The organism is Leucobacter soli, assembly GCF_042659205.1.
GTDB lineage: Bacteria > Actinomycetota > Actinomycetes > Actinomycetales > Microbacteriaceae > Leucobacter > Leucobacter soli.
Genome location: NZ_JBHSRW010000012.1, coordinates 1 through 25,478, shown reverse-complemented (window position 1 = coordinate 25,478; position 25,478 = coordinate 1). Strand labels below are relative to the sequence as shown.

Annotated in this window: 26 protein-coding genes; 8 read left to right on the top strand and 18 right to left on the bottom strand. The window is 67.5% G+C overall.

All coding sequences use genetic code 11. The features are described 5' to 3' along the window. Positions 1-665: thiolase family protein (locus tag ACFPZL_RS02045; protein ID WP_382334625.1), on the bottom strand; the 665-nt coding region annotated here is incomplete at its 3' end. A 95-nt stretch (positions 666-760) separates the two neighbouring features. On the opposite strand from ACFPZL_RS02045, the gene ACFPZL_RS02040 reads away from it, so the two are divergent. Beyond that, positions 761-2,047 carry a D-alanyl-D-alanine carboxypeptidase family protein gene (locus ACFPZL_RS02040; protein ID WP_218115108.1) on the top strand — a complete coding sequence of 429 codons (1,287 nt, stop codon included), beginning with the start codon at positions 761-763 and terminating at the stop codon, positions 2,045-2,047. A 69-nt stretch (positions 2,048-2,116) separates the two neighbouring features. Here the strand turns inward: ACFPZL_RS02040 and ACFPZL_RS02035 are convergent, their stop codons facing one another. Then, a complete protein-coding gene (locus ACFPZL_RS02035) occupies positions 2,117-2,902 on the bottom strand; it encodes an alpha/beta hydrolase family protein (protein ID WP_218115109.1) in 786 nt (261 codons plus the stop codon). A gap of 123 nt (positions 2,903-3,025) precedes the next feature. Here ACFPZL_RS02035 and ACFPZL_RS02030 point away from each other — a divergent pair, with 123 nt between their 5' ends. Both ACFPZL_RS02030 and ACFPZL_RS02025 read left to right on the top strand, forming a co-directional pair. Beyond that, complete coding sequence (locus ACFPZL_RS02030) at positions 3,026-3,859, top strand: alpha/beta fold hydrolase (protein ID WP_218115110.1); 834 nt, start codon at positions 3,026-3,028, stop codon at positions 3,857-3,859. A 12-nt stretch (positions 3,860-3,871) separates the two neighbouring features. Further along, complete coding sequence (locus ACFPZL_RS02025; protein ID WP_218115111.1) at positions 3,872-5,182, top strand: LLM class flavin-dependent oxidoreductase; 1,311 nt, start codon at positions 3,872-3,874, stop codon at positions 5,180-5,182. 122 nt (positions 5,183-5,304) lie between these two features. Here ACFPZL_RS02025 and ACFPZL_RS02020 read toward each other — a convergent pair whose 3' ends face one another. The 4 genes from ACFPZL_RS02020 to ACFPZL_RS02005 all read right to left on the bottom strand — a co-directional run bounded on the left by ACFPZL_RS02020 (position 5,305) and on the right by ACFPZL_RS02005 (position 9,919). Next, positions 5,305-6,165, bottom strand: a complete 861-nt coding sequence (locus ACFPZL_RS02020; RefSeq protein ID WP_218115112.1) for an alpha/beta hydrolase — start codon at positions 6,163-6,165, stop codon at positions 5,305-5,307. Positions 6,166-6,247: 82 nt separating this feature from the next. Next, positions 6,248-7,276 (bottom strand): sugar ABC transporter substrate-binding protein, encoded by a 1,029-nt coding sequence (locus ACFPZL_RS02015; protein WP_218115113.1) that lies wholly within the window; start codon positions 7,274-7,276, stop codon positions 6,248-6,250. A gap of 94 nt (positions 7,277-7,370) precedes the next feature. Continuing rightward, positions 7,371-8,384, bottom strand: a complete 1,014-nt coding sequence (locus ACFPZL_RS02010) for an ABC transporter permease (RefSeq protein WP_218115114.1) — start codon at positions 8,382-8,384, stop codon at positions 7,371-7,373. Next, positions 8,381-9,919, bottom strand: a complete 1,539-nt coding sequence (locus ACFPZL_RS02005) for a sugar ABC transporter ATP-binding protein (RefSeq protein WP_218115115.1) — start codon at positions 9,917-9,919, stop codon at positions 8,381-8,383. The genes ACFPZL_RS02010 and ACFPZL_RS02005 overlap by 4 nt, the downstream gene beginning before the upstream one ends. A gap of 196 nt (positions 9,920-10,115) precedes the next feature. Here ACFPZL_RS02005 and ACFPZL_RS02000 point away from each other — a divergent pair, with 196 nt between their 5' ends. From ACFPZL_RS02000 to ACFPZL_RS01990, 3 genes are all read left to right on the top strand, one after another. Then, complete coding sequence (locus ACFPZL_RS02000; RefSeq protein ID WP_218115116.1) at positions 10,116-10,397, top strand: hypothetical protein; 282 nt, start codon at positions 10,116-10,118, stop codon at positions 10,395-10,397. After that, positions 10,397-10,699, top strand: a complete 303-nt coding sequence (locus ACFPZL_RS01995; protein WP_218115117.1) for a hypothetical protein — start codon at positions 10,397-10,399, stop codon at positions 10,697-10,699. The genes ACFPZL_RS02000 and ACFPZL_RS01995 overlap by 1 nt, the downstream gene beginning before the upstream one ends. A 67-nt stretch (positions 10,700-10,766) precedes the next feature. Further along, positions 10,767-11,402 carry a TetR/AcrR family transcriptional regulator gene (locus tag ACFPZL_RS01990; protein WP_218115118.1) on the top strand — a complete coding sequence of 212 codons (636 nt, stop codon included), beginning with the start codon at positions 10,767-10,769 and terminating at the stop codon, positions 11,400-11,402. 54 nt (positions 11,403-11,456) lie between these two features. On the opposite strand, the gene ACFPZL_RS01985 is transcribed toward ACFPZL_RS01990, so the two are convergent. Genes ACFPZL_RS01985 through ACFPZL_RS01960 form a run of 6 tightly spaced genes read right to left on the bottom strand, consistent with a single transcriptional unit; the run spans position 11,457 to position 16,084 of the window. After that, positions 11,457-12,047, bottom strand: a complete 591-nt coding sequence (locus ACFPZL_RS01985; RefSeq protein WP_218115119.1) for a flavin reductase family protein — start codon at positions 12,045-12,047, stop codon at positions 11,457-11,459. A 23-nt stretch (positions 12,048-12,070) separates the two neighbouring features. Next, entirely contained in the window at positions 12,071-12,478 is a 408-nt protein-coding gene (locus ACFPZL_RS01980; protein ID WP_218115120.1) for an ester cyclase, read from the bottom strand. Between the two features lie 16 nt (positions 12,479-12,494). Next, positions 12,495-14,009: an aldehyde dehydrogenase family protein gene (locus ACFPZL_RS01975; RefSeq protein ID WP_218115121.1), complete on the bottom strand. Its 1,515-nt coding sequence runs from the start codon at positions 14,007-14,009 to the stop codon at positions 12,495-12,497. Further along, on the bottom strand, positions 14,006-14,473 hold the full coding sequence (locus ACFPZL_RS01970) for a carboxymuconolactone decarboxylase family protein (protein WP_218115122.1): 468 nt from the start codon (positions 14,471-14,473) through the stop codon (positions 14,006-14,008). Before ACFPZL_RS01970 ends, ACFPZL_RS01975 begins: the two co-directional genes overlap by 4 nt. A 28-nt stretch (positions 14,474-14,501) precedes the next feature. Further along, complete coding sequence (locus ACFPZL_RS01965) at positions 14,502-15,455, bottom strand: fumarylacetoacetate hydrolase family protein (protein WP_218115123.1); 954 nt, start codon at positions 15,453-15,455, stop codon at positions 14,502-14,504. A 23-nt stretch (positions 15,456-15,478) separates the two neighbouring features. Then, positions 15,479-16,084, bottom strand: coding sequence for a VOC family protein (locus tag ACFPZL_RS01960; protein WP_218115124.1), 606 nt, complete (start codon positions 16,082-16,084; stop codon positions 15,479-15,481). A gap of 360 nt (positions 16,085-16,444) precedes the next feature. Between ACFPZL_RS01960 and ACFPZL_RS01955 the strand changes: the two genes are divergently transcribed. Next, positions 16,445-16,807: a DUF1801 domain-containing protein gene (locus tag ACFPZL_RS01955; protein ID WP_218115125.1), complete on the top strand. Its 363-nt coding sequence runs from the start codon at positions 16,445-16,447 to the stop codon at positions 16,805-16,807. 111 nt (positions 16,808-16,918) lie between these two features. On the opposite strand, the gene nrdF is transcribed toward ACFPZL_RS01955, so the two are convergent. Together nrdF and ACFPZL_RS01945 are read right to left on the bottom strand one after the other, a co-directional pair. Then, positions 16,919-17,896 (bottom strand): class 1b ribonucleoside-diphosphate reductase subunit beta, encoded by a 978-nt coding sequence (gene nrdF, locus ACFPZL_RS01950; RefSeq protein ID WP_218115126.1) that lies wholly within the window; start codon positions 17,894-17,896, stop codon positions 16,919-16,921. 115 nt (positions 17,897-18,011) lie between these two features. After that, positions 18,012-18,326, bottom strand: coding sequence for a tail fiber protein (locus tag ACFPZL_RS01945; protein ID WP_236022035.1), 315 nt, complete (start codon positions 18,324-18,326; stop codon positions 18,012-18,014). A 477-nt stretch (positions 18,327-18,803) separates the two neighbouring features. Between ACFPZL_RS01945 and ACFPZL_RS01940 the strand changes: the two genes are divergently transcribed. Next, entirely contained in the window at positions 18,804-21,866 is a 3,063-nt protein-coding gene (locus ACFPZL_RS01940; RefSeq protein ID WP_236022036.1) for a M14 family metallopeptidase, read from the top strand. A 268-nt stretch (positions 21,867-22,134) separates the two neighbouring features. On the opposite strand, the gene nrdE is transcribed toward ACFPZL_RS01940, so the two are convergent. From nrdE to ACFPZL_RS01920, 4 genes are all read right to left on the bottom strand, one after another. Continuing rightward, positions 22,135-24,276 (bottom strand): class 1b ribonucleoside-diphosphate reductase subunit alpha, encoded by a 2,142-nt coding sequence (nrdE, locus tag ACFPZL_RS01935; RefSeq protein ID WP_218115159.1) that lies wholly within the window; start codon positions 24,274-24,276, stop codon positions 22,135-22,137. Then, positions 24,276-24,689 carry a class Ib ribonucleoside-diphosphate reductase assembly flavoprotein NrdI gene (gene nrdI, locus ACFPZL_RS01930; protein ID WP_218115128.1) on the bottom strand — a complete coding sequence of 138 codons (414 nt, stop codon included), beginning with the start codon at positions 24,687-24,689 and terminating at the stop codon, positions 24,276-24,278. Before nrdI ends, nrdE begins: the two co-directional genes overlap by 1 nt. Positions 24,690-24,760: 71 nt before the next feature. After that, positions 24,761-24,997, bottom strand: a complete 237-nt coding sequence (gene nrdH, locus ACFPZL_RS01925; RefSeq protein WP_218115129.1) for a glutaredoxin-like protein NrdH — start codon at positions 24,995-24,997, stop codon at positions 24,761-24,763. Between the two features lie 287 nt (positions 24,998-25,284). Then, positions 25,285-25,478: hypothetical protein (locus tag ACFPZL_RS01920; RefSeq protein WP_382334621.1), on the bottom strand; the 194-nt coding region annotated here is incomplete at its 5' end.

Below are 25,478 nucleotides of genomic sequence, written 5' to 3'. Positions count from 1 at the left end.
TCGGCCGTGGTGTCGGCGCGCACGCCGTCATCGGCCGAGACGACCGTGTCGCCGCGGCGCGAGGCCACCGTGAACGGTGCGATCTCGCCGGCGAAGAACTCGTCGGAGGCGGCGGCGCGCTGGTGGGAGGCCGCGGCGAAGGCGTCCTGGTCCTCCCGGGTGAGCGCGAGCGGGGCGTTCCCCTGCTCGGTGAGCGCCCCCATCGCGACCTGGTCGAAGGCGTCGCTCAGCCCATCGCGGTCCGCCGTGTCGACCATCGTGGCCGGCCCGTACTTCGTGCCCGCGCGCAGCGGCAGCACGTGCGGGGCGAGCGACATCGACTCCTGCCCCACCGCGACGACGACCTCTGCCTCACCGGAGGCGATCAGCCGCACCGCCTGTGAGACCGCCTCGGTTCCCGAGAGGCAGACGGCGTTCAGCGTGATCGCCGGCACGTTCATCGGGATCCCCGCCCCGACCGCGGTCTGCCGAGCCGGGTTCTGCCCGGCGCCCGCCTGCAGCACCTGCCCGGCGACGACGGCGTCGACCTGATCCGCCGCCACTCCCGCACGCTCGAGCGCCGCTCTCGCGGCATGCGCGCCGAGCACGGTCGCCGGCTGCGCGGCGAGCTGCCCGGTGAAGCGGGTGAACGGTGTGCGGGCGTAGCCGGCGATGAATGCGGTCATGACGGGCCTCTTCCAGGTTCGATGGTCTCGCCTTTCATCATGCCTCATGCGTCATGCCGCCGTGCTGTGATGCGGCTCCTGCCTAGACTGGCACCGTGACAGACGCACCGCCCGACACCCGCCGCGCCCAGCGGACGCACCGGCGATTCTCCCGCCGTCGCAGGCGCCGGCTCACCGTCACGGCCACGGTCGCGATCCTGCTCGCCGCCGGCGGGTACGCGACGGCCGCCGCCGCCGGGCCGCTGCCCGAGCTGCAGCCGGTGCTCACGGTGGACGCCGAGCAGACGATGAAGGCGAGCACGAGGCCGGCGAAGGCGCTGGTCGAGGATCAGGATCTGCCGACCGCGATCGGCTGGGGCGACGGTACGAAGATCTGGTCGAACGATTCGGAGGCGTACCCGATCGCCAGCATCACCAAACTGGTGACGGTGCTCGTCGCGCTCGAGGAGCAGCCCCTCGACCCCGGGGAGGACGGCCCCGTCTACACGTACAGCGCGGCGGATCAGCAGCGCGAGGCCGAGCTGCGGGCGCAGGATGCGATCATGTACCCGGTGCCGGTGGGGACCGAGTTCACCACCCGCGAGCTGCTCGAACTGATCCTGCTGCCCTCGGCGAACGACTACGCGATCGCCTATGCGAACTGGGTGTTCGGGGACAACGAGTCGTTCATCGCGGCCGTCGACGCCTGGGCGGACGCGCACGGACTCGAGTCCCTGACCCTGGTCGAGCCGAGCGGCCTCTCGAGCGAGAACCGCGCGAGCGCGGCCGACCTCGTGCGGATCGCGCGCATCGCCCTGCGGCACGAGACGGTGCTCGACTTCACCGGCATGGAGCGGGCCGAGGTTCCCGGGGTCGGCCTGATCGAGACCACCAATCCGCTGTTCGATCTCATGTCGGACATCGTCGGATTCAAGACCGGTTCCACCACCGCGGCGGGCTACAACCTGCTTTCCGGCCGCAAGACCGAAGTCGGCGATCGCGAGATGGTCACGATATCGGCCACCCTCGCGCGCCCCAGCCGGGAGGCGCGCGCCGCATCCGGTTACGACACGAACGACGCCATGGCCGGCATGACCGAGGTCGTGGTGCTCGCCCTCGAGGACGAGGAGCTCGGCTACGTCACCACCTGGCAGGGCGAGCGAATTCCGATCGTCGGCACGGCCGGCGCCGACGGTACGCTGGTGCCCGGCGAACGCACCACGCGCACGATCACCGTGCGGCCGATCGACGGCGAGGCCGCAGGGGGCGCCGTGATCGGCGAGATCGCATTCGACGGGCCGATCCCGATCGACCCGGTGGACATCGCCACGACGGCGCCGATCACCGAGCCGGACTTCTGGTGGCGCATCAGCCACCCGGGCGAGGTCTTCGGCTGGAACTGATCCGCGACGCCGCCCGGATCCCGCTGCTCAAGCAGTACCGCTCAGCCAGCACCGCTCAGCCGGCACCGCTCAGGCAGCACCGCCGAGGCGCGAGCGCAGGAACCCGGCGATCAGATCCGCGTACTCAGGCGCATCGATCGCGGGATCCTCGTGCCCGGCGCCGCCGACCGTCACGAGCGTCGATGGCACCCCGGCGAGCGTGAGCGCCGTATGGAAGCGCTCGCTGACCGCGGCGTCGATCACTCGGTCCCGGTCGCCGGTGAGCAGCAGGAACGGTGAGGCGCCGCGTGTGACGTTCGCGATCGGGTTCAGGCCGACGTGCTCGGGACGCCGCGGATCGTAGGCCGCGCCGAGGAAGCTCTCGGCAGGGTCGAAGAGTTCGAGTTCGAGCGGTGTTCCGCCGGTCATGAACGCCAGATCGAGCGGGCCGAACCAGGGCACCGCCGCGTCGACGACCGGAGGTGCGCCGTCCACTTCGAGGGCGAGCATCGCTGCGAGGTAGCCGCCCGCGGAGGCTCCGACGCTGCCGATGCGCTCCGTGGCGACGCCGTACTCGGCGCCGTGCGCGCGTAGCCAGGCCGCTGCGGCCCGGGCGTCTTCGAGCGGGGCGGGGAACGGTGCGGCAGCAGCGAGACGGTAGCCGACCGTCGCCACGGCGATGCCTCGGGCTGCGAGCGCCAGGGCCCGGGTCTCCTCGTAGTCGGAGCGCGTGCCGACTTCGAATCCGCCACCGTGGAAGTAGATCGCGAGGGGAGGCGCCTCCGCGCCGGTCGGCACGTGCAGGTCGAGTTCGAGGTCGATGCCGTCGACGGAACGGTAGGTGATGCCGCGCTGCGAGCGTACTGCGTCAGTCATGGGAGTCCTCTTCGGCTCGGAGTAGACGGGAGTTCCGGCAAGGATGGCCTTGCACGTCTTACTGTGCAAGCGTACAGTAAGGACATCGGACGCACTACCCCTGCAACGAGCAAAGGAGCCCGCATGTCAGATGCACCCGCATCCACGAAGCCGACCTGGACCTACTGGGCGGAGCCGAGCACCATCGAGGCGGACGGTCTCACGACCGCCTACCGCCGCGACGGAGCCGGTGAGCCCATACTGTTCCTGCACGGCACCGGCTTCACCCGGCAATGGCTGCCGATCCACCGGAAGCTGGCCGGGAACGCCGACGTGATCGCGCCCGACCTCCCAGGTTTCGGCGCCACGGAGCTGCCCGGGGAGTTCGAGGACTTCTCCGACTACGTCCTGCATCTCGACGCGTTCCTCGACGCGCTCGGCATCCATCGCGCGCACCTCGTCGGCCACGGTCTGGGCGCTCGGATCGCCGCGCACCTGGCCGCCGTGTACCCGAGCCGCTTCGCCAGCCTGACCCTCATCGCCCCGACCGGCCTGCGGGTCGAAGGCGTACGACTCGTCGACGCCTTCCGGCTCTCCCCCGAGGCGACACGGGTCGCGCAGTTCAACGGGCGCGAGAGCGACCACGCCGACACCTTCGAGCTCGAGGGCTTCCCCGGCGACACGCTCGCGCACTACGCGGAGTCCACCGCCCACGCCCTGCTCACGTGGACCAACCGCTTCGACCGCAAGCTCGAGCGGCGCACCCGCCGCATCGTCGCTCCCACGCTCGTCATCGCCCCCGAGGAGGATCGCTACGCCGGTCAGGGCACCGCGACCCGATACGCCGAGCTGATCCCCGGCGCTCGGGTCGAGACGATCGCCGGCCCAGCGGGAGAGCCCTCGTCGCACGCCGTCCACATCGAGCAGCCGGACGCCGTCGCCGCGCTGATCTCCGACCACGTCTCTTCGCACCACTAAGGAACACGGACCATGACCCAACGACTCTTCCACGTCCTCCTCAACGGCGCGTACCCGAAGGTGCCCTACGCCGGCGATCGCGGCTCGAACTTCATCGACCTGTCCAACACCCACTACGACCGCGCCGAGGGACAGCGCGTCCTCGAGCGCCAGCTCAAGATGTTCATCGACCTCGAGGAGTTCGGGTTCGACGGCGGCCTGATCTCCGAGCAGCACAACGGCCCCATCGGCCTCCTCGGCAACGCGCTGCAGGCCGGCACCTACGTCGCGGCGCGCACGAAGTACATCAAGATCGGCGCCGTCGGCCCGATCATGAACGACTACCTCACCCCGCTGCGCCTCGCCGAAGAGGTCGCGATGCTCGACAACCTGTCGCGCGGCAGACTCGTGCTCGGCCTGCCCATGGGCCACGGCATGCAGTACCACTCCGTCGGCATGATGAACCCCGCGACCGCCCGCGAGCGCTACCGGGAGGGTCACGACCTGCTGATGAAGGCGCTCACGCACGACGGACCCTTCGAATGGTTCGGCAAGCACTTCCAGGTGCCCTACGTGAACCTCTGGCCGAAGCCGCTGCAGGATCCTCACCCCGAGATCGTGATCTTCGGCGGGGGCTCGCTCGAGACGCTCGACATGGTCGCGAAGCGGGGCTACGGGTACTCCGCCGTCGGGCTCAACGCCCAGGCCGCGATCAAGAAGCTGCACGAGCGGCTCCGCGACCTCGTCGAGGCGGACGGCGGCACTCTCGACCGCAAGCAGATCTGGGCCTCCGTGCGCGTGCACGTCGCCGAGACCGACGCGCAGGCACGCCAGGAGATGGAGGCCCACGAGCTCTGGAGCCAGCAGAACTTCTACCTCTCCCCCTGGCAGGACAACTTCCCGCCCGGCTATCTGAGCGCCAAGTCGATGGCCGGCGTGCTCGGCGGCGGCTACCGCAGCGCGTCGACGGCCGCGCAGGCGTACGAGAACGTGATCAACAACCGCAACCTGATCGTCGGCTCGCCGGAGACGGTGCTCGCCGGCCTGCAGGAGCTCTTCGAGGATCAGGATCCGGGGCAGATCCTGCTCGACATGCTCTTCGATTCGAAGCCCGAGTGGCTCTCGTACAAGTCGCTGCAGCTGTTCGCCGAAGAGGTGCTGCCGAAGCTCCGCCCGGGCGGGGTCCCGCCGGCGCAGCACCGCAAGCTGCCCGGCCACGAGAGCCTCGCGGAGTACGCGGCGAAGGTGGACCCCGATCTGCCGCCGCCTACCGCGGACGTCGACGGCGTGCGCATCGATGTCTCGAAGGCGCACATCCCGGAGCTCCGCACGCCCCTCGGCTAGCGCCGGCCGGGCCGGCGAACACCGACGCCCCCTCCCCGCACCGTGCGGGAAGGGGGCGTCGGTCTGCGTGATCACGCCCGGCGAAGGCCGCGGCCGCCGGAAACGACGCACAGCCGAACAACTCAGCCGAACAGCTCCGCCGTGCGCCGCCAGAGATCGCTCGCCGGATCCCCGTACCCCTCGAATGCCCGCATGTGCGCGGCGCCCTCCACCTGGAACACCTCACCCCGGTTGCCGGCCGCCTGCCAGGCGTCGAAGAACTCCGCCGTCTGCCGGGCGAACTCCGCGGTCTCCTGCGCGCCATAGGTCAGCAGCAGCGTGCCCGGGACCGGGCGGACGTGACGCAGCGGCGACTCGCGCACCACGGTCTCGTGGGTGAACAGCAGGCGCGGCGCGAGCCAGCTGTAGGGGAACGGCTCCAGGTCGAACAACCCGCTGATCGCGACGCCTGCGTGGATCGTGTCCGCCGGCAGGCCGTAGTCGCCCTCCCAGTCCGTGAGCATCAGTTGCGCGACCTGCTGGCCGCCGGCTGAGTGCCCGGCGACGACGATGCGGCTCGCGTCGATGCCGAGCTCGTCGGCGTTGGAGACCAACCAGGCGATCGCCGCGCGGTTCTGCCGGGTGATCTCATCGATCGTGACCTTGGGCGCGAGCGAGTAGTTCACGACCGCGGTGGCGATGCCGGCCGACGCGGGCGCGGCCGCGACGAGCGAGAAGTCGAGGCTGCTGTTGGGCGCGTGCCAGTACCCGCCGTGGATGAAGACGAACAGCGGCGCGCCGGGTCGGGCGGCGGGGAAGAAATCGAGGTTCTCGTCGCGGGTCGGGCCGTAGCGCAGGCCGAGCCGATGGGGCAGGGCGTCGCGGGTCGCCGCGCCCCGATCGGCGTGCCGGGTGATGGATTCGAGGAAGTCCGTCTCGATCACGTCGATGCGGTACTGCTCGTCGATCTGTTCCTGCGAGGTGAAGTCGCGGTAGAGCGCCATGGCGAGCCTTTCTGAGGGAGAGATGAAGACGGGGGCGGGCAGAGCGCCCGCCCCCGTCGGGGTTATGAGGAGGGACGAGGGGTCACCCCCACTCGCCCTCGAGGCCCTCCACGTTGTCCTTCGTCACGATGAACGGCGCGGCGAGATCGGCGACCTCTTCCGGCGTCGGAACGGGCTCGCCCGTGTTGTGCGCCACCAGCGCCTCCGCGGCGGTCGCACCGTAGGTGAACGGGCGCAGGATCACGGTGGAGAAGATGCTGCCGTCCGCCACGCCGGCAAGGCCCTGGCGGCTGCCGCCGTCGCCGAGCACGACGATATCGGTGCGGTCGATCTCCTTCAGCAGGTTGGCGACCTGCACCGCGGTGCTGTCGCTGGAGTTCAGCACGACGTTGGTCTCCGGGTTCGCGGCGATCAGGTCGGCGACGATCTGGCGGCCATCATCCGGCGTGAAGTAGTCCTCGCCCTGCGCCACCTCGACGAAACGGGGATCATCGCCCACCTCGGCCTGCACCGCCGCGTGGATGTCCTCCGAGAGCTGGTAGCCCTTGATGCCGAAGATGTGGATGTAGTTGCACGGGTCGAAGCCCTCGCATGCCGAGACCAGTGTCTCGGCGATCATCGAACCGTAGTTCTCGTTGCTGGTGCCGACCGAGACGATGACGCCGTCGAGCTGCGGCTCGACGGTCGTCGAGCTCGGACCGGCGAAGCCCTCGACGGTGGCGACGGCGATGCCGGCCTCATGTGCGGCCTCGACGCAGGGGATGGCGCCGGGGGCGCTGACCGGGTTCAGGATGATCCCGTTGTAGCGGCCCGAAGCGATCGCGTCGTTGCAGATGGTGGTCAGCGAATTGTCGTCGTTGGCACCGTCGAGCATCGTGACGCTGCCGCCGAGCCCCTCGGCGACCGACTCCGCTCCCTCGAGCTGCATCTGACCGAAGTCGGACAGGTCCGCGGCGATGAAGGCGAACGAGGGGGTGAAATCCCCGCCGTCGGCGCCGGTGTCGTCCGTGCCGCCACCGCCGTTGCCGGCGGACGAGCAGCCGACGAGCGCCAGGGCGACAGCCGCGGCGCCGGCGACGATGCCGGCGAACCGAAGTTGTGTGCGATTCATGTGTTTCTCCTTTTTGCGGGTGGAACAGGGTCGGTCGGTTCGAGGGCGGTGCGACGGCTGTCCGGTGGACCAGGCAGCCGAGCCGACCGCCGGGTCAGCGGCGGTTGGAGGCTCGTATCCACGAATCCCAGCCGACTGCCAGCGCGATGATGAGGCCGGTGAAGATGCGCTGATAGGTGGGCTGCACGCCGAGCAGGTTGAAGCCGTTGCCGATGAGCTGCAGCAGCAGCACGCCGACCACGGTGCGCCAGATCGCGCCGGCGCCGCCCATCACCGAGGTGCCGCCGACCAGCACGGCGGCGATCGCGGTGAACTCGATGCCGCTGCCGATGCCGGCGTCGACGGTACCGGTGCGCGAGGCCGACATGATGCCGGCCAGAGCGGCGCAGAAGCCCATCAGCACGTACGTGAGTGCGCGGGTCCGGTTGACGCGCACGCCCGCCATGCGCGCGGCCGCGGCGTTGCCGCCGACTGCGAACACGTGCCGGCCGAAGACCGTGCGGTTGAGCAGGAACATGTAGAGCAGGATCACGGCGATGAAGATGTAGACGGTGACCTTCAGGCCGAGGAACCGCGGCTGCGCGAAGTTCTTGAACGCCTCTTCCTGGATCACGATCAGTTTGCCGTCCGTGAGCGAGAGCGCGATGCCCGCGAACACCATGGTCGAGGCGATCGTCGCGACGAAGGGGTTCAGTTTGCCGTAGGTGGTCGAGAGGCCGTTGAGCGTGCCGAGGCCGGCACCGCTGAGCAGGCCGGCCAGGAGGCCGAGCACTGCCGATCCCGTCGCATTAGTAGTCATCGCGGCGACGATGGCGCCCACCGCGAAGATCGCCCCGATGGAGAGGTCGAAGCCGCCCGCGATGATGACCAGCGTCATGCCGATCGCGAGGATGCCCATCGGGGCGAGCCCGTCGAGCAGGTTCGAGAGGTTGAGCGGGGTGAGGAAGGCGGGCGAGGCGATCGAGAGCAGGACGAACAGCAGCAGCAGCGCCCCGACGATGCCGAAGTCCCGGCCGATGGAGAGCGCCCGCGCCCGGGCGCTCTGCTTGCCCTTCGCCGGCACCGGGGTGCGCATGACCTCCGTGATGGTCTGGTTCGAGTTGCTCATGCAGCCGCCTCCTGTGCGGTCCGTTCCGATTCCGGTGTCCAGAATGCTGCGGTCAGCAGCAGGTCCTTGTTCGCTTCGTGGTGGTCGTACTCCGCGACGATCCGCCCGCGCGCCATGACGAGCACGCGGTGGGAGAGTTCGAGCACCTCGTCGAGCTCGCTCGAGACGACGAGGATCGCGATGCCGCGGCTCGCGAGCTCGCGCAGGATGTCGTAGATCGCGGACTTGGCGCCGATGTCGACGCCGCGCGTCGGCTCGTCGACGATCAGCAGCCGGGGCTCCTTCGCCAGCCACTTCGCCAGCACCACCTTCTGCTGGTTGCCGCCCGAGAGCGTGCTGACGAGCGCGTCCACGCTCGCGGTCTTCACGCCGGCGCGGGTGACGAGCTCCTCCGCCTCGCCGCGTTCGCGGCCACTCCAGAGCACCCCGGCGCGGGCGAACAGGTCGAGATGGGGCAGCGTGAGGTTCTCCTTCACGCTGCGGTGCATGAGCAGGCCGAGCTCCTTGCGGTTCTCCGGCAGCATCGCGACGTTCGCCTTGATCGCCTCGGCCGGCGAGCGGAACCTCACGCGTTCGCCGTTCAGGCGCACCTCGCCCGAACGGTAGCGATCGGCGCCGAATACGGCACGGCACACCTCGGTGCGGCCTGCGCCGACGAGGCCGTTGATGCCGACGATCTCACCCGCGCGCACGGTCAGGCTGACGTCCTCGAAGTGGCCGGGCCTCGTCAACCCGGTGACCTCGAGCACGACGGGAGCGGTGTCCGGGGCGGCGGCGATCTCGGGCGGCTCGGTCAGGTGACGCCCGAGCATGGAATGGATGATGCTCTCGCGGGTCTCGTCGGCGGTGACCGCGGTGCGCACGTGCTCGCCGTCGCGCAGAATGGTGACGCGATCGCTGACCGCCAGCACCTCCTCGAGGAAGTGCGAGACCAGCACGACCGTCGCCCCGCGTGCCTTCAGCGAACGGATCACCCCGTGCAGCTGACGCACCTCGCCGGGGGTGAGCGCTGCGCTCGGCTCGTCCATGACGATCAGGTCGGCGCGCCGTGCAAGGGCGCGCAGGATCTCGACCTTCTGCTGGTCGGCCAGGCGGAGGTCGCCCACCAGGGTCTCGGGGTTCAGCTCGAAGCCGGTGCTCGCGACGAGCTCCTCGAACTCCTCGCGGGCGCTGCGATTGTCGAGCACTCCGCCATGTGCGCGCTCGATGCCCAGGAACACGTTGTCGATCACCGCGCGATCCGGGAGCATGGCGAGCTCCTGATCGATGATGGCGATGCCGTCGCGGATCGCATCCATCGGGGCCCGGTAGGCGGCGGCCTTGCCGTTCACCACCAGCGTCCCGCCGTCGTGGCGCACCGCTCCGGCGATGATCTTGCCGAGCGTGGACTTGCCGGCGCCGTTCTCGCCGACCAGGGCGTGCACCTCGCCGCGATGGATCTGCACGTTCACGTCCCGAAGCGCGTGCACACCGCCGTAGCGCTTCTCGAGGTGGCGCGTCTCGACATGCGCCTCAACGGGTTGCTGCGTTTCCACTCGGCCTCCTCCATTGGTAAGCGAGCTCTCTTATATTGGTATGCGAGTTCTCTTATATGTGTTTACCACAGTGCTGTGCATGTGTACAGCTTCGGCTATAATCGTGACTCAGCCGCAACACTGCGACTGCTCGTGACGCCGAAGTCCGCACCGGGCTCTCGGATTCACGCTTCACCTCGCGCAGAAGGAGCCCGACATGACGTACATCGTCACCGCCGTATTCGATACCGACCTCGAGACCCTCACCGCCTCCGAGCAGGCGCACCCCGAGGCCATCACCGCCATCGGCGAGATCGCCAAGGACTACATGATCGGCCACCAGCGTCACGCGCGCGACGGGCAGGTCATGGATATCGACACCTACCGCACCGCCGACGACTACCGCGCGTTCTTCGCGCAGGCCGAGCCGCACATCAAGCAGTACGTGGCGAATGCGAACACCACCGTCACCGACACCATGTGGGAAGTCATCGACTGATGAGCGACGACTGGGTCGCCGATGTCGAGATCGTCACGCTCGCACCGAAACCGGGCGCCCGCGACGAGCTGCTGCGCATCCGGCCGCAGATCCTCGCCGAGTACGACGCATTCTGCGGAGGCCGCTACGATGCGACCCTCACCGAGAACGAGGACGGCGGGTGGGTCGACGTCTGGCGCTGGGTGGATCGAGCCGACGCGGAGGCCGCACTCGACGACATCCCCGGCATCATCCCGACCTTCGCCCGATGGGCCGAGCTCGTCGACCTCGAGTCGCTCGTCTGGGTGAAGCGGATCGGCTGAGCCTCATCGATGCAGGCGGCCCGAGCCCGGGCCGCCTGCACAAATGGCACGGTATAGGCTGGATGCGATGAACAACAGCGCGGCCAAGTCGACGAGGAAGGCACCGTCGAAGCCGAGGTCGAAATCGGCCCCGGCGCATGCGAGAGGCGAGGGGCGCGACGCCATCCTCAAGGCCGCCTACGAACTCATGCTGCAGGATCGGGTCAGCAGCGTCTCCCACCGCAGCGTCGCCGCACGCGCCGGGGTCGCCGTCGGCCTGATCCGCTACCACTTCTCGACGCGGACCACACTGCTGCTCGCCTGCATCACCCACCTGATGGAGGAGCGCCACGAGGTCGCACTGGAGGCGCTGAGCCGGTGCCGCCCGGGACTCGACCCGATCGAGACCGGGCGACTCGCGGTGACCGCCTACACCGGACCGGACATCTCGGACAGCGGGCTCACCTCGACGCTCGCCGCCCTCCTCGACACGGCCCGCGAGGACCGCGTGCTCTCGGAGTTCCTGATAGCCGAGCGCCCGACCGTCGAGGGCGACCTCATGGCCGTGCTCGAAGCCTGCGGCTGGGGCGAGGCCGATCCGACGCTCGTCCTCCACGTCATCGACGGCGCCCTCGTCGCCGGCATCGTCGACAAGCAGCCCGGGCTGCTCGACGTCGCGGCACGCTCGTGCGCGGCCGTGCTGTCGCTCAGCAAGCCGCACTAGCCGCACCGGCGAAGCCGGAGACCTCACCGGCGAAGCCGGAGCCAGCGCCGCCGCTCAGGCCGGGGTGAGCCCCTGCCCCTGGGCGAAGAAGCCGCCGCCGAGATAGATCATCGCGGGCTGATCGGTCGCCGCCGCCTCGATCACCTCGCCGATGAAGATCGTATGGGTGTAGGCGGGGATCTTGTAGCGCACCGCGAGCTCGAAGTGCCCGGCGCTGCCATCGATCACCGGCGCACCGGTGGTGCCGGGATGCCAGTCGAGTCCGGCGAACTTGTCGCCGCCCGACCTCGCGAAGGCGCGCACGACACCGACCTGGTTCTCGGCGACGATGTTCACGCCGATGTGCTCCGCGCTGAACAGCCAGGGGTAGGTGGAGGCGTTGGCGTTGACGGCGACCATGATGAGCGGAGGATCGAGGGAGATCGAGGAGAACGCGTTAACGGCCAGCCCCCGCGGCTGCCCGGCTGCGTCCGCGACGGTGACGATCGTCACCCCCGTCGGGTACGTGCGGTGCACGGCACGGACCTTGTCACCGATCGTCGGTTCTGCGCTCTGCGTCGGCTCCGCGGCCTGCGTCGGTTCTGCACTCGTCGTCGATCCTGCGTTCATCGTCGCCGCTCCACTCGCACTCGCTGCCTCGCTCATCGTCGCTCCTCCTCGTGCACGCGTCATCGGTCGATCGGCAGGACGCCGATCGAGTGCAGCACGCTCACTTCGTTCCAGCTCGCCCAGTCCTCGACGATCCTGCCGTTCTCGAAACGACTGATCGTGATCCCGCTCGCGGTGACCGTGCGCCCGGTCGGCGGGGCGCCGAGATAGTCGCCCAGGTGCGTGCCGGTCGAGACCCAGCGGTAGGCGACTCGGTCGCCCTCCTCGACGATGTCCACCACCTCCGAGCGGAGATCGGGGAATCCCGAGTGCAAGCCGTTGAGGATCCGCTTGAAATCCTCGAGGGTCTGGTCTCCCTTGCCGCCGTGACGGATGAAGTCGGGGGCGAAGAGTCGATCCATCGCTTCGATCTCGCCGTGGTTGTCGACGCGCGACCACAGGTCGACGAGCACGTCCTTATTACTCATGCCGGAGCTCCTCACGTCAGGCTGCCCTTCCCGCCGGGGCGGAGAGCAGGTTCACGGTCTTCAGTCGCGTGTTCGCGTGCAGGCCGGCGAGTCCGAGCTCCTCGCCGATCCCACTGCCCTTCACTCCGAGCCAGGGCAGCGCGGGATGCGGTGGCCCCCACGCGTTCACCCACACCACGCCGACGCGCAGGGCCCGGGTGAAGCGGGTGATGCGGCTCGCGTCGTTGGTCCAGAGCACGGCGGTCAACCCGTACTCGGTGCCGTTCGCGTACTCGAGCGCCTCGTCGTCGTCATCGAAGGGGATGACCGTGCCCACCGGGCCGAAGACCTCCTCGCGCGCGATCGTCAGCGTGTTGTCGCCCAGGAAGACCGTCGGCTGCACGAAGCAGCCGCGGTCCCCGACGCGGGAGCCGCCGGTGATCAGCGTCGCTCCCTCGTCCTGCGCCTGCGCGATGTAGCCGAGGACCCGCTCGAGCTGCTGCTCGTTGATGAGGGATCCCATGTCCGTGCCCTCGGCCAGCGGGTCGCCGACCCGGATCTCGTCCGCGCGTGCCGCGAGGCGGGTCAGGAAGGCGTCGAGCACGTCGCGGTGCACGTAGATGCGCGAGCCCGAAGCGCAGGTCTGCCCCTGGTTGGCGAAGAGCGAGAGCGCGGCGACCGGCACGACGGCGTCGAGATCGGCATCGGGCCAGACGATCTGCGGAGACTTCCCGCCCAGTTCGAGGGTGACCTTGGCGAGGTTCGCGCCGGCGGCGGAGGCGATGCGCGTGCCGACCGCCGTCGAACCGGTGAAGGTCACCTTGTCGACGAGGGGGTGCTCGGCGAGCGCGGCGCCCGCCGACGTGCCGGTTCCGGTGACGACGTTGAGCACGCCGCCGGGAATCCCGGCCTCGAGCGCGAGCTCCCCGAGCTTCAGGGTCGACAGCGAGGCGTCCGCGGCCGGCTTCACGACCAGGGTGTTCCCCGCGGCGAGGGCGGGCGCGATCTTCCACGCGGCGATCATGGTCGGCGCATTCCACGGCGTGATCGCGCCGACGACCCCGAGGGGTTCGCGGAGCGTGTACGAGAAGCGTTCCGCGCCGGCGAAGGGCGGCAGCGAGAACGTCGATCCGGTGATCTTGTCGGCCCAGCCGGCGAAGTGTCGCAGCGTGTCGACGACCAGGGGGATCTCGGCGAAGAAGGCCTCCGCGTAGGGCCGGCCGACGTCGAGCGCCTCGAGCCGGGCCAGCTCGTCGAGGTGCTCCTCGACCAGGTCCGCGAAGCGCCACAGCAGCTTCGCCCGCTCGGCACCCGAGACCCGCGACCAGTCGCCCCCGTCGAACTGCGCCCGCGCGGCCCGTACCGCGGCATCGATGTCCGCGGCCTCACCGGCTGCGATCTCGGCCAGCAGCTCGCCCGTCGCGGGCGCACGGACGGCGATGGTGCCGCCGCTCGCCGCGGGCCGCCAGGTTCCGTCGATCAGCAGGTCCGTCGGCGGCGGCGGAGCGTCACGACCGAATCCGGTACCGGCACTGGCACTGGCACTGCTCATGCTGGCGCGGTCTCCGCCTCGACGTCCGCGGCCTCCGCTTCGAACCTCTCGGCAACCGCCTCCGCCTCCGCCTCAGCAGCCTCCGCCTCGAACGCGCGCACGACCTCTCCCGCGATGCGGAACGCCTCCACGCCTGCCGGGATGCCCGCGTAGACGGAGAGGTGGATGAGCGTGTCCTTCACCTCGTCCACGGTGACGCCGTTGTTGCGCAGCGCGCCCTCGAGGTGCAGCTTGAACTCGGCCGAACGCCCGAGGGTCCCGGTGATCACGAGGTTCAGCAGGCTGCGGTCGCGACGGCTCAACGCCTCGCGGCTCCAGTTCGCGCCCCAGCAGAACTCCGTCACGAGCTCCTGGAACTCGCGCCCGAACTCCCCCGCGTTCGCGAAGGAGCGCTCCACGTATTCCTCGCCGACGACGGCCTTGCGGATCCTGAGACCCTGTTCGAATTTCGATTCATTCGTCATGGTGGCTCCTTCTCGCCGTCTGCGCCGCTCAGTCGCCGCGCACCTCGTCCACGACCGGGTTCGACAGTGTGCCGATGCCCTCGATCGTGACGGCCACTGCATCCCCGTCCTTCAGGAACTCCGGCGGGGTGCGCTTGAACCCGACTCCCGCCGGCGTGCCGGTCGGGATGATGTCTCCCGGCTCCAGCTCGACGAACTCCGAGATGTGCTCGATCAGCGTCGGAATGTCGAAGATGAACTCGGCCGTGTTCGCATCCTGCTTCACCACGCCGTTCACGGTCGTCGTGATGCGCAGCTTGTGCGGGTCGAGGCCTTCGTCGGTCAGCGAGATGTGCGGACCGATCGGACCGGATGCGTGGAAGTTCTTCCCGCCCGTGTACTGGGCTACCCGGAACTGGAAATCGCGCACCGTGACGTCGTTGAAGACGGTGTACCCCGCCACGTGCGCCATCGCATCGGCCGCGCTGATGTGGCGGCCGCCCGTGCCGATCACGACGGCGAGCTCGCCCTCCCAGTCGAGCTGCTCGGACACGAAGGGGGCGACGATCGGATCGCCGTCGGCGATCTGGGTCACGGCGAATCGGGGGAACAGGATCGGGATCTCGCTCACCTGCAGCCCGGCTTCTGCGGCGTGCTTGCCGTAGTTGCGGGCGACGCACACGATCTTCGGCGGATTCGGCACCGGCACCAGGGTCTTCGCGTCCGCACGGGCGACCGTCACCCCGGCGGCCCGTGCCGCATCCGGGTCCAGAGAAGCCGCGTAGGCGACCGCCTCCCGCAGCGCCGCATAGCTCGCCTCCCCGCCCTGCAGGTAGGCGAGCGCGTCCGGTCCGAGCACGGCGTTCGCGAGGGCGGCGGCGTTCGCGACGCCCGTCGCCGCCTGCGCGCCGGCGTAGGCCTTCGTCAGGTCGATGTAGAGGTCTCCGTGGATCACGCCGAGGCGATCCTCCCCGGCGTGGCGGAAACGTGCGAGTTGAGTCATGAGAGCGGGCTCCTCCGGTTCGGCTACTGCTGCGGCTTCTTCGAGAGGCGCAGGTCCTCCCAGTCGAGGTCTGCGAGATCCGCGCCCTTCGCGTGCTCGCGGAGGCGCTCGTACGCGTCGAAGTCGAAGTCGTCGAGTTCGATGTTCTGGATCGGCGGGTGATCGCGGACGACGTCGTCGGATCCGATCTGATCGATCGCGTAGTAGAACTCGTTGATATTGCCGTCGGGGTCGAGCCCGTAGAAGCGCGCGTGGTTTCCCGGGCCGCCGATGCGGGCGTTGACGATGGGGATGCTCTGCTCGACGAAGCGGTGATACATGTCGATCAGATCCTGGCGCGTGTCGAACTCCCAGGCGATGTGGTGCAGGCCGAGGACGGTCGCCCCGGGCGCCTGAGCCGTGGGGTTGCGCAAGGTGAAGATGGAGAGCCGGTGGTGGATCGTGTCCTTCGCGCCGCGCACGAACGCGCCCGAGAGGACGGCGACGCCGTGCCCGGCGCGGCTCTCGTCGTAGTAGAAGATCTCGGTGAGCTTCATCCCGAGCACCTCGGTGTAGAACTTCACGGAGCGCTCGAGATCGGCGACGGCGATGCCGACGTGTCCGAGCCTGGCGACGCGGGGATTCGTCATTGGACTCTCCTGTCACAGAACGGCGTTGTCCGGTGCGGTGGTACCGGCTGCGCTCATGTTAATACAGGTGTACAGTTTCGGCAATAGATCGACGTAAGCCGGCGTCATCCGCGATGCTCGGGGCGGGCTCCACCCGGGCCGCCCCTGCCTCTTCCCGACATGGCGACGAGCCTGCTACCGTGATGAACGGCACTTCACGTGCCCTCGCGCAGTCGATGACGAAGTGCTCGTCTGACACATTCGCGGAGAGGACTGGCATCGGTCAGGACACGTCCGCGGTGGAGATTGCGCAACTGCCTCAGCCGGGGCGGTTGTGTTCACCATGCCGCGAATGCGGCGCGAGAGAAGGAGCGGGATACCGTGTCCACGACGAAGACCGACAAATCGGCGAAGGACCTCCAGGAGGTCACGGAGAAGATCGCGGCGATGCCGGAGCCGTACGCGACGATCGGCGCCAGACTGCACGAGACGATTCTCGGCGCCGGGCCGAAGCTCAAGCCGAGGATCTGGTACGGCATGCCGGGCTACGCCACCGGGCGCAGCGCACCCGTGCTGGTGTTCTTCCGGCTCGACGACGGGGTCATGTCGCTCGGGCTGTCGGAGAAGGCGACCATCGTACGAGAGCCGGACAGCACCCTGCGACCGGCCGCCTGGTTCTTCGACGAGGTCGACGACGCGACCCTCGCCAAGATCGCCGAGCTCGTGCGCACTGCGTTCTCCTGAACGCGGGCCGGCACGTACGTCGCGGCGAGTACGGACGAGGCCCGGATCCGCGAGATTTCGCGGGTCCGGGCCTCTGCCCAGGCGTTTCAGCCGGGGCTTCTCAAGAAGCTTCTAGAAGTCCCAATCCTCGTCCTCGGTGGCGACGGCCTTGCCGATGACGTAGCTGGACCCGCTGCCGCTGAAAAAGTCATGATTCTCATCGGCGTTCGGCGACAGCGAGGAGAGGATGGCCGGGTTGACGTCGGTCATCTCCTTCGGGAACATCGCCTCGTAGCCGAGGTTCATCAGCGCCTTGTTCGCGTTGTAGTGCAGGAACTTCTTCACGTCCTCCGTGAGCCCCACGGGATCGTAGAGATCCTGCGTGTACAGCACCTCGTTCTCGTAGAGGTCGTAGAGCAGCGCGAAGGTGTAGTCCTTCAGCTCCTGGCGACGCTCCGGGGTCTCGACCTCGAGGCCGCGCTGATACTTGTAGCCGATGTAGTAGCCGTGCACCGCCTCGTCGCGGATGATGAGGCGGATCAGGTCGGCCGTGTTCGTCAGCTTGGCGTGACTCGACCAGTACATGGGCAGATAGAAGCCCGAGTAGAAGAGGAAGGACTCGAGCAGCGTCGAGGCGATCTTGCGCTTCAGCGGGTCGTCACCGGTGTAGTAGTCGAGGATGATCTGCGCCTTCTTCTGCAGATTCGGGTTCTCCACCGACCAGCGGAAGGCGTCATCGATCTCCTGCGTCGAGCACAGGGTCGAGAAGATCGACGAGTAGCTCTTCGCGTGCACCGACTCCATGAAGGCGATGTTCGTGTAGACGGCCTCCTCGTGCGGCGTGATCGCGTCAGGGATCAGCGAGACGGCGCCGACCGTGCCCTGGATCGTGTCGAGCAGCGTCAGGCCGGTGAAGACGCGCATCGTGAGGCGCTTCTCGTCGGCCGTGAGCGTCTCCCACGACTGCACGTCGTTAGATAGCGGCACCTTCTCGGGCAGCCAGAAATTGTTCACCAGACGGTTCCAGACCTCAAGGTCCTTCTCGTCCTCGATACGGTTCCAGTTGATCGCCTGCACGTGGTCGACCAGCTTCAGCGGCTGCGCGTTCATCGGTTCCTTTCAGCGGGGCCCGAGGGCGGTTCGAACGGTGTCTCCAGACCCCCTCAGATACTACATCTTGAGGGGGTCGACACGCCCGACCCCAACATCGTGTGTCGGGGCGGGATCACTCCCCCCATCCTGGGAAGATCCCGTTGACGCACATGTAGTACGACATGTCGTTCGGCGCGACGGCGCGCAGATCGGGCAGCTTGAACGTCGAGATGCCGTCGCCGCCGAATTTGACGCCGAGCAACGTGTACAGCGCAGCGTTCTGACTGATCGACAAGGTCTGACCCTGCAGCGGGACGCCTTCGGTGCGGTTGCCCGCTGCCAGATACACCTGCCCGAGGACGCATTCGCCAGAGCCTGTGCCCGCCGCCCAGATCGTGTTCCAGAAGAGTAGCGGAATCGGGCAGTCCACCGCGGCACTGCCGCGCACTCGCGCACCGGCGCCTCGGGTCGGCGACTCACTCGCTCTGCCGGTCGGCGACGGACGGCTCGAACGGAGCGGCTCGGGATCCGCCGGAATTTCGCTCTGCGAACCCTCGCCGACTCCCACACTCCAGCCCCTCTATGCCGCCGGAGCCGCAGCGGACCAATCTCACTGGAGCTTCAGTGAATCTCGTTGACCCTGCTTCCGAGTGATCGGTAGGGTGACGATCAATGTGTCGATGCCGGCACATGTCCCGAAGACTCAAAGGGGAGTGAAAAACCAATCATGCTACAAAGAAAATTGATTGCGGGCTTCTGCGGCCTTGCGGTCACCGTTTCGACGATCTCCTTGGCGGCGCCCGCGCTCGCCGAGGAAGGTCGTGGGCCAGCCACCGAGGTCAAGGCCTCGACTCAGGCTCCGGCTCAGCTCCAGAACGGTGAAATCGCAGCAACCGAAGAATTCGGCGCCGCCAAGGCGTTCGATATGCCGACCTCGTACCCGTTCCAGCCGGAGCTCGACTTCTACCGCGACAACCCGACGGGTCCGAACGGCGAGGCCGACTTCAACACGAACTACGCCGAGCTCGTCTCCCACCCGGATATCGCGCCGATCCTGACCGACATCATGGAGCGCTCGAACCGCGTCTCCACCCAGGTGATCGGCCAGTCGACGCAGGGTCGCGATCTGTACCTCGTGACGGTGACCGCTCCCGAGACCGCGGCCGCCACCGCCAAGCAGACCGAGTGGCGCGAGAAGATCCGCAACAACCCCCACGCGGCGAAGAACGACCAGGCGCTGCTCTCCGGGTACAAGACCCCGATCTGGATCAGCAACAACATCCACGGCAACGAGTGGGAGGGCACCGACGCGGCGCTCGACTACATCGAGTACCTCGCCACGGCTCCCATGAGCGAGGTCGGGTCGATCCTGCGCAACAACCGCATCTACTTCTCGCCCTCGCTGAACCCGGACGGCCGCACGAACGCGACCCGTGCGACGGCGCTCGGCCTGGATCCGAACCGTGACATGATCACGCTGACGACGCCCGAGGCGACGTCGTTCGTCCAGACCGCCGACGCGGTCCAGGCGATCTACAACGCGGACTTCCACGGCTACACCAGCGTGCTGCAGATGGAGCCTACCGGCCCGCCCCACGGCTCGAACTACGAGTACGACCTGTACATCCCGCACAACTACGCCCTCGCGCTGCATGTGCAGGAGCACGTCACCAGCGAGCTGATCCCGGGGAACACCTACCTCACGGGTCGCCGCGGCAGCGTGACGAACACCCCGACCGAGTTCATCAAGATCCCGTATCGCGATACGCCGTCGGGCTGGGACGACTTCCCGCCGATCTTCACCGCGCAGTACGCCGCCTTCTACGGCGCGCTCACCGCGACGGTCGAGATCCCGAAGGGTCGCACCAACGTCTCGGGTCGCAGCATCCAGACGCCCGCGAACGCGAAGATCAACACCGATGTCTCCTACGAGACGATGGTCGCGATCGTCGACTACCTCAACCGCCCGGCCGTCGCCAAGGAGCTCGTGCTCAACCAGATCGAGACCTTCCGTCGCGGTGTGGACGGCGAGCCGAAGACCGCGCTGAACCTCGGCAACATCGCCGATGTGCCCGGCCCGAGTCAGTGGAAGGAAGAGTGGGACGAGGCTGACGACCAGCAGGCCATCACCCTGCCCCGCGCCTACGTGATCCCCCTCGGCGACGATCAGCGTTCGGACAGCGACGCGAACCGTCTCGTCCAGCGCCTGCTCGACGTCGGCCTCGAGGTCGGCACGCTGAACGCCGACACCACGGTGGACGGCAAGACCTACGCCAAGGGCTCGTATGTCGTCGACATGCATCAGCCGCTGCGCGGTCTCGCCAACTCGCTGCTCGACCTCGGTGAGGACATCTCTCTCGCCATCCCCTCGATGTACGACATCTCCGCCTGGAGCCTCGGCTACATCTGGGGTGCCGACGTCGAGAAGGTGGGCGAGGTGACCGACGCTTCGATCGGCGCCACCACGCGGATCAGCAAGGTGAAGTCGAACTACGCGATGCCGAAGGCCGGGGAGTACCTGAACTTCGACCTCGCGGGCGTGAACGACTACCAGGCGCTCAACGCCCTGCTCGACGAGGACGTCGCGGTCACCATGATCGAGGACGGCTCGGTCGTGGTCGCCGACACCGACGCGGCCAAGGTCGCCGAGGTCGCCGCGGAGTTCGACATCGCGGTCGAGGCGGCATCCGCCGCCGACATCGCGGCCTTGCAGGCCGACAGCGCGAAGGGGCTCTCGGATCTCAAGATCGCCTACGTGGGCAACCAGGACGACCGCCTCTCCCTCGAGGAGCTCGGCTTCAACGATCTGGTGCAGGTCACCGCCGCGACCGTGAACAGCAACCCGGCGCTGCTCGATGATGTCGATGTCATCTGGGTCGGCTCGGCGTTCACCTTCTCGGGTGCGCAGACCGCGGGTCGTGACGCCGTGCAGGCCTTCGTGGACAACGGCGGCTCGATCATCGGGCGCACCGCGTCCGCGCTCACCGCTGCCAGCGCATTCGGGCTGATCAGCGCGACCGCCACGTCGGGCAACGGCTCCGGCAACGGCATCGTCGCGGTGGAGACGCCCGAGGGATCGGTCCTCGAGCCCTACCAGCAGGACAGCTCGTTCATCTACCCGGCCGTCTCCTTCAGCAACCTCGGTGAGGGCACGAAGGCCGAGCAGAACTACGCCGAGGGCAACCCGCTGCTGGCCGGCCACTGGCGGAGCACCAACGCGACGAACGGACCCGAAGTAGCCGGCGGCAAGGCCTCGGTCATCTCGGGCGAGTCCGCCTCGGGCGCGAAGGCCCTGGTCTTCGGCACCTCGGTGTTCTTCCGCACGCACCCCAAGGGTGGGCTGAGCCAGGCCGCGCGCGGCCTGTTCTGGGCCGCTCCCGCCGCTGACGTGCTCCCCGCACCGAAGCCGGTGGCCACGGTGACGGCGAAGCTCGCGAAGTCCACTCTCCGCTACGGCCAGGCCAACTCGGTCACCGTCACGGTGAAGGGCGACGGGGCGAACGCCACGGGCAAGGTCAAGGTCACGCTCGGCGGCAAGGCGGTCAAGACCGCCACGCTGTCGAACGGCAAGGTGAAGGTGGCCCTGCCGGCCAAGAAGTCGGTCGGCAAGTACACGCTCACCGCGAGCTACCTGGGCTCCGACGAGGTGAAGCCGAACTCGAAGAGCACCTCGCTGCGCATCCACAAGGCGAACACCAAGGTGACGGCGAAGCTCTCGAAGTCGAAGATCTCGACGAAGCAGAACGGCAAGGTCACCGTCAAGGTGACGCTGCCGGGCGCCTCGAAGGTCTACGCCACGGGCAAGGTGACGGTGAAGGTCGGTAACAAGACCGTCAAGAACGTCAACCTCTCCGCCTCCAAGAAGGGCAAGCTCACGGTGACGCTGCCCAAGCTCAAGAAGGGCACCCACAAGGTGAGTGTCCAGATCAAGAGCACCTCCAACCAGAAGAAGGGAACCTCCAAGAAGGTGACGCTCCGCGTCAGCTGATCTCCCCATCACACCGAGGGTGGTCGCGGATTCTTCCGCGGCCACCCTCGGTCGTTTTTCGGGGCGTCGATCTCTCCCTCGGTTCTTCCCGTAGGGGGTTCTCGCACTTCCAGGGCTCCCGTCCCCCTCCCTCTCTACGCCATCGACGCCCCGCACCGCCGCTGGGCCCGCTCCTGCCCAGCAACACATACGAAAGCGGCCCGCCCCGTCAGTGACGAGGAGGGCCGCCTAAAGTGCCGCGGAGAACGCCGCGGTCCTCAGCAACTGCCTACAGCATGCAGGAGACGCACTGCTCGAGTTCGGTGCCCTCGAGCGCGAGCTGGCGCAGGCGGATGTAGTAGATCGTCTTGATCCCCTTGCGCCAGGCGTAGATCTGCGCCTTGTTGATGTCGCGAGTGGTGGCGGTGTCCTTGAAGAACAGCGTCAGCGAGAGGCCCTGGTCGACGTGCTGCGTCGCCGCGGCGTAGGTGTCGATGATCTTCTCGGGACCGATCTCGTAGGCGTCCTGGTAGTAGTCCAGGTTCTCGTTCGACATGAACGGGGCCGGGTAGTACACGCGGCCGAGCTTGCCCTCCTTGCGGATCTCGATCTTCGACGCGATCGGGTGGATCGAGCTGGTCGAGTTGTTGATGTAGGAGATGGAGCCGGTGGGCGGTACGGCCTGGAGGTTCTGGTTGTAGATGCCGTGCTGCTGCACGCTGGCCTTGAGCTCGCGCCAGTCGTCCTGGGTCGGGATGTCGACGTTCGCGGCCGCGAAGAGTTCGCTCACCCGATCGGTGGTCGGCGCCCAGAGCTCTTCGGTGTACTTGTCGAAGAACTCGCCCGAGGCGTACTTCGAATCCTCGAAGCCTTCGAAGGTGCGGCCGCGCTCGATGGCGAGCTTGTTCGACGCCTTCAGCGCATGGAAGAGGATCGTGTAGAAGTAGATGTTCGTGAAGTCGATGCCCTCGTCCGAACCGTAGTGCACGTGCTCGCGGGCGAGGTAGCCGTGCAGGTTCATCTGGCCGAGGCCGATGGCGTGCGACTTGTCGTTGCCGTCCTCGATCGAGCGCACGGATGAGATGTGGCTCATATCGCTCACCGCGGTGAGCGCCCGGATGGCCAGCTCGACGCTCGCGCCGAAGCTCTGGCCGTCCATCATCATCGCGATGTTCATCGAGCCGAGGTTGCACGAGATGTCTTTGCCGATCTCGTTGTAGCTGAGGTCCTCGTTGTAGCTGGTCGGGGTGTTGACCTGCAGGATCTCGGAGCAGAGGTTCGACATGTTGATGCGGCCCTTGATCGGGTTCGCCTGGTTCACCGTGTCCTCGAACACGATGTAGGGGTATCCCGACTCGAACTGCAGCTCGGCGATGGTCTGGAAGAAGTGACGCGCGTTGATCTTCGTCTTCTTGATCCGCGGATCGTCGACCATCTCGTGGTACTTCTCCGAGATCGGGATGTCGCCGAAGGGGATGCCGTAGACGCGCTCGACGTCGTAGGGCGAGAAGAGGTACATGTCCTCGCCCTTCTTCGCCAGCTCGAAGGTGATGTCGGGGATCACGACGCCGAGCGAGAGGGTCTTGATGCGGATCTTCTCGTCCGCGTTTTCGCGCTTGGTGTCGAGGAAGCGCATGATGTCGGGGTGGTGCGCGCTCAGATAGACCGCACCGGCGCCCTGCCGGGCCCCCAGCTGGTTGGCGTAGCTGAAGCTGTCTTCGAGGAGCTTCATCACCGGGATGATGCCCGAGGACTGGTTCTCGATCTTCTTGATCGGGGCGCCGGCCTCGCGGATGTTCGAGAGGGAGAGCGCCACGCCGCCGCCGCGCTTGGAGAGCTGGAGCGAGGAGTTGATGCCGCGCGAGATCGACTCCATGTTGTCCTCGATCCGCAGCAGGAAGCACGAGACGAGCTCGCCGCGCTGCGCCTTCCCGAGGTTCAGGAAGGTGGGGGTCGCCGGCTGGAAGCGGCCCGACACGATCTCCCGCATGTAGCCGCGTGCCAGCTCCTCGTCGCCCTGGGCGAGGCCGAGGGCGACCATCACCACGCGATCCTCGAAGCGCTCGAGGTAGCGCTTGCCGTCGAAGGTCTTCAGCGCGTAGGAGGTGAAGAACTTGAAAGCGCCGAGGAACGTCGGGAAGCGGAACTTCATCGCGTAGGCCTCGTCCGTGAGCCGTTCGATGAACTCGACCGAATACTGGTCGATCAGCGCCTTCTCGTAGTAGTCGTTATCGATCAGGAACCGCAGGCGCTCTTCGAAGTTGTGGAAGAACACGGTGTTCTGATTGACGTGCTGCAGGAAGTACTGCCGTGCGGCTTCGCGATCCTTGTCGAACTGGATCTTGCCGTCGGCGTCGTACAGGTTCAGCATCGCGTTCAGCGAGTGGTAGTCCATATCGCTGACCTTCGACGACGCGAGTCCGGGTTCCATCACTGCGGTGCCTGCTGCAGAGTCCAAAACTTTTCCAATCCTTCTTGGACGGCGGTCACGTCGTCCGGTGTACCAAAGAGTTCGAATCGATAGAGGTGCGGCACCTGCAGCTTGCGTGCAACGATGTCGCCGGCTATTCCGTAGGCGTCGCCGAAATTGGTGTTGCCCGCTGCAATGACCCCTCGGATGTGCTTCCGGTTTCGCTCGTCGTTGAGGAACCGGATCACCTGCTTGGGTACCGCCTTGGTCTCGGGGCCGCCGCCGTAGGTCGGGAGGATGAGCACGTACGGCTCGTCGACCACAAGAGGCTCATCCCGCGAGTGGAGCGGGATCCGGTGGGCAGGAAGGCCGAGCTTCTCCACGAAGCGGTGCGTGTTGCCCGAGGCGCTCGAGAAGTAGACCAGCCTGGCCATCGCTCCTCCTCGTCCCTCGCACCCGTCGCACCTGGTCGCCGCTCCGGATCACCGGCATCCCTGCTCCCGAATCAGTCCGTGAGACGGGAGGCGAGCGCCGAGATCTTGTCGGGGCGGAAGCCGGACCAGTGCTCGTCGTCGGTGACGACCACGGGTGCCTGCAGGTAGCCGAGCTCCTTGACGGTTTCGAGCGCAGTCGGATCCTCCGAGAGGTCGACGACGTCGTATTCGATTCCCTGGCTGTCGAGCGCACGATAGGTCGCATTGCACTGCACGCACGACGGCTTGGTGTACACGGTGGTAGCCATATCAAGCCTTTCAGTCAAAAACTCTCCCGCGCCTCAACGAGGCACTACATATAGTGAACCACACGGGGGTCGACCACAACATGATGTAGTTACACCAATGTAGTTTTCCACCCGGAATCCACCGCCGACCCCCAGCCTCTGGGGAGAACTTTCGGCACGATTCCGCCACCCCATGGGAGTTATCCACAGGCCTCCCCGCCCGGAAAATTTTTCCTCCACACCCGGCATCCGGCGTGTCGCCTCCAGCGCCCCCGGAGGAGCCCGTGCACCCCCGCCGACGGCATCCGTCACAGCGCGATCGGCCACAGCAACTCCGTTCCGTCGGGCTCGAACCACCGCAGCACGAGCATCGTGTCCGGCGCGGTCAACGCCCCCTCCGCCGACGCACCGCGCAGCACCACGCGCACCCGTTCGCCAGGGTGCACGGTCCGCGGCAGCGAGAGCCCCAGCATCCCCTCACCGGCCAGCGCGAAGCGCACGC